The 2,366-nt window shown below is 71.1% G+C and carries 5 protein-coding genes; 3 read left to right on the top strand and 2 right to left on the bottom strand.

Annotation, left to right across the window (positions count from 1 at the left end):
• Positions 1–335: thiamine phosphate synthase (locus tag D7X55_RS38515; RefSeq protein ID WP_199747330.1), on the bottom strand; the 335-nt coding region annotated here is incomplete at its 3' end.
• Positions 336–428: 93 nt separating this feature from the next.
• Here D7X55_RS38515 and D7X55_RS38510 point away from each other — a divergent pair.
• Genes D7X55_RS38510 through D7X55_RS38500 form a run of 3 tightly spaced genes read left to right on the top strand, consistent with a single transcriptional unit; the run spans position 429 to position 1,677 of the window.
• Positions 429–710 carry a hypothetical protein gene (locus D7X55_RS38510; RefSeq protein ID WP_121725631.1) on the top strand — a complete coding sequence of 94 codons (282 nt, stop codon included), beginning with the start codon at positions 429–431 and terminating at the stop codon, positions 708–710.
• The gene (locus tag D7X55_RS38505; RefSeq protein ID WP_120548983.1) at positions 707–1,018 is read left to right on the top strand and encodes a DUF1844 domain-containing protein; all 312 of its coding nucleotides are present in this window, start codon (positions 707–709) and stop codon (positions 1,016–1,018) included. Before D7X55_RS38510 ends, D7X55_RS38505 begins: the two co-directional genes overlap by 4 nt.
• On the top strand, positions 1,015–1,677 hold the full coding sequence (locus tag D7X55_RS38500) for a hypothetical protein (protein ID WP_120548984.1): 663 nt from the start codon (positions 1,015–1,017) through the stop codon (positions 1,675–1,677). Before D7X55_RS38505 ends, D7X55_RS38500 begins: the two co-directional genes overlap by 4 nt.
• A 52-nt stretch (positions 1,678–1,729) precedes the next feature.
• Here the strand turns inward: D7X55_RS38500 and D7X55_RS38495 are convergent, their stop codons facing one another.
• Positions 1,730–2,275, bottom strand: a complete 546-nt coding sequence (locus tag D7X55_RS38495) for a hypothetical protein (RefSeq protein ID WP_233610329.1) — start codon at positions 2,273–2,275, stop codon at positions 1,730–1,732.
• Between the last annotated feature and the right edge of the window lie 91 nt (positions 2,276–2,366).

The raw sequence follows: 2,366 nt of genomic DNA, 5'->3' as shown, positions 1-2,366 counted from the left end.
CCCACGTACCGGACCGGGCCCAACAGCTCCCGCGCCGCCTCCGGGGGCAGGTCCTCATCCCCCACGTGCACCCCGTGCGCGTCCGACAGCAGCGCCAGGTCCACCCGGTCGTTGACGAGGCACACCGCGCCTGCCCGCCGGCACAGGGCCACCACCGCGCGGGCCGCGGCCAGCGCGTCCCGGGGCGGGGTGTGCTTCATGCGCAGCTGGAGCACCCGTGCGCCGCCCTCCAGCAGGCGCCGGGCCTTGTCCACCAGGGACAGCTCCGGACGGACGCTGTCGTCCACCAGGAGGTACGGGCCTTGGGGAAGCAGAGGGCGGGGCGAGACGTTCATCGGTTTCCGGGACTGGGGAGACCAGCGTTGACAGGCGGCCCTCCTGCTATAAGGTGCCGCGCTGTTTTCCAAGCAATTCCGAGGATTTGAATCATGGCTGAAGGCATCAACCCGAAGCACCTCGACAAGCGCACCGCCGAGCGCTACCAGCGCAGCGGCCAGGTGGACGAGGACGCGTACAAGAAGCACCTCGAGGAGCTGCCGGACGTGGCCGACAAGGCCGTCCCCATCGACACGCAGATGGACGGCGACATCGACGACGACTTCGATGACGAGGACGAGGACGAGGACGACACGGACGACGACGCCTCCGACGACGACGAGTCGGACGACGCGGACGAGCCGGCCGACGAAGAGGACAAGGCGTCCGAATGAGCCCTTCGGAGAAGCGGGGTGAGACCTTCGTGATGACGGGGGAAGCGAGCCCCGCCTCCGAGGAGTCCCTGTCGTTCAGCACCTTCATCGTCGGACTGGGTTCCGCCATCCTCATCCACCTGGGTGGGGCGCCGAACCCGGAGACGGGCCGCATGGAGAAGGACCTGCCTTCGGCCCGGCAGAACCTGGACCTCCTGGCGATGCTGCGTGAGAAGACGCGCGGCAACCTCACCGCCGAGGAGGAGAAGCTCGTGGAGAACCTCCTGTCCGACCTGCGCATGCGCTACGTGGAGGCAAGCCGGAAGTGAAGCCTCGTGAAGTCACCCGCTCGGGGGCGCTGCCCCGGGGCGTCCGCGTCGCCGCGGCGCTGTGCCTGGTGCTGTCCTCCGTGACGGGCTTCATCGCCTGCAACGAAGCCTCCACCATGATGAACTTCGAGGCGTACCGCGAGGCGCAGCGCGAGCACGCCCCCTCCCTGCCCCTCCTGGGCAGGGACCCCGCCGTCACCCGGGCGATCATGGAGGCGCAGCTGTCCGCGCTCTCCCCCATGCGCGAGTCGCGCGCCCTGGTGCTGACCGGGCTGTCGGTGGCCTGCACCCTGCTCTTCTTCGCCTCCAGCCGCATGCTGCGCTCCCCGGACGGCATCCCGAGGAACGGCTTCCGTCAGGTGCTGGGCGGCGCGGGCATCTTCGCCGCGCTGATGCGCACCATCGACGGCGCCCAGGCGGCGGTGGTGGCCCGGAACACCAGCCAGGCCATGATTGAAGGGCTCAAGGGCCTGCCGGAGTTCCAGGCGGCGGACGCCGCCGAGCAGCTCCACGCGCTCGTCCCGTCCCTGATGACCTTTGGCGCGGTGGTGCCCACGGTCATCGTCGCCGGAGGCTTCGCCGTGATTGCCCAGTACTTCCGCAGCGAGGGCGTGCGCGACGCCATCGTCACGCTCGACGGGCCCACCGAGGACCCTTGATTGAGCCGGGGCTGACGCGGCGCGGCGCCTTGAGAGGCCCGCCCGTCGGCCTTCAGCCCGCGTCCGTCTCCGCGCGGGGCAGCGAGGGGCCCAGGAGCAGCGCCTCCAGGGCGGCCATCGCGTCCGCCTCGGAGCCGGCGGCCGTGCCCTCCAGGGGCAGCACGCGGGACAGCCGGGCGTGGGGGATGTCCAGGAGCTCGTCCCGGGTCAGGCCGAAGACGTACGCCAGGTGCCCCATGGGCCAGCGGGACTGGAGCCGGGCGAAGGCCGCGTCATCCAGCTCCTCCAGGGGGCACGGCAGCTCCGCGTCCTCGTACACCACCTTCTCCCCGCCCACCCGGCGGCCGTTGCCGTAGGCAATCACTTCCTCGCCCTCGTCCGCGTCGTAGACGTACGCGTGCACGGTGGCGTTGGCGGCGGCGGACAGCAGGCGGGCCAGCGCGTGGTGCGCCGCGTACCAGTGGGCGCCCTGCCGGCCCTGGGAGAAGGGCCCCAGGAAGGCCAGGCGCACCACCTTGCGGCGGCGGTTGATGGTGACGCGCAGCGCCGTGGCGGCCGGCACGCTGTCCATCGACAGGGCCTCCCGGGCCAGACGCACCAGCGCCAACCCGGAGAAGGTGTCGAGTCGAACGAGATAGCCGCCGTGTGCGTCCAGAGTGAAGCCCCCGAGGATGGGCGCCGCCTATAAC

Origin of the sequence: Corallococcus sp. AB049A (assembly GCF_003668885.1) — a bacterium.
GTDB classification, from domain to species: domain Bacteria; phylum Myxococcota; class Myxococcia; order Myxococcales; family Myxococcaceae; genus Corallococcus; species Corallococcus interemptor.
The sequence above is the reverse complement of the archived record's forward strand: the minus strand, read 5'-3'. Positions and strand labels throughout refer to the sequence as shown.

Bases quoted from the DNA above. Each gene is read 5' to 3' on its own strand.
- D7X55_RS38510 (WP_121725631.1), top strand. From the start codon at position 429: ATGGCTGAAGGCATCAACCCGAAGCACCTCGACAAGCGCACCGCCGAG.
- D7X55_RS38505 (WP_120548983.1), top strand. From the start codon at position 707: ATGAGCCCTTCGGAGAAGCGGGGTGAGACCTTCGTGATGACGGGGGAA.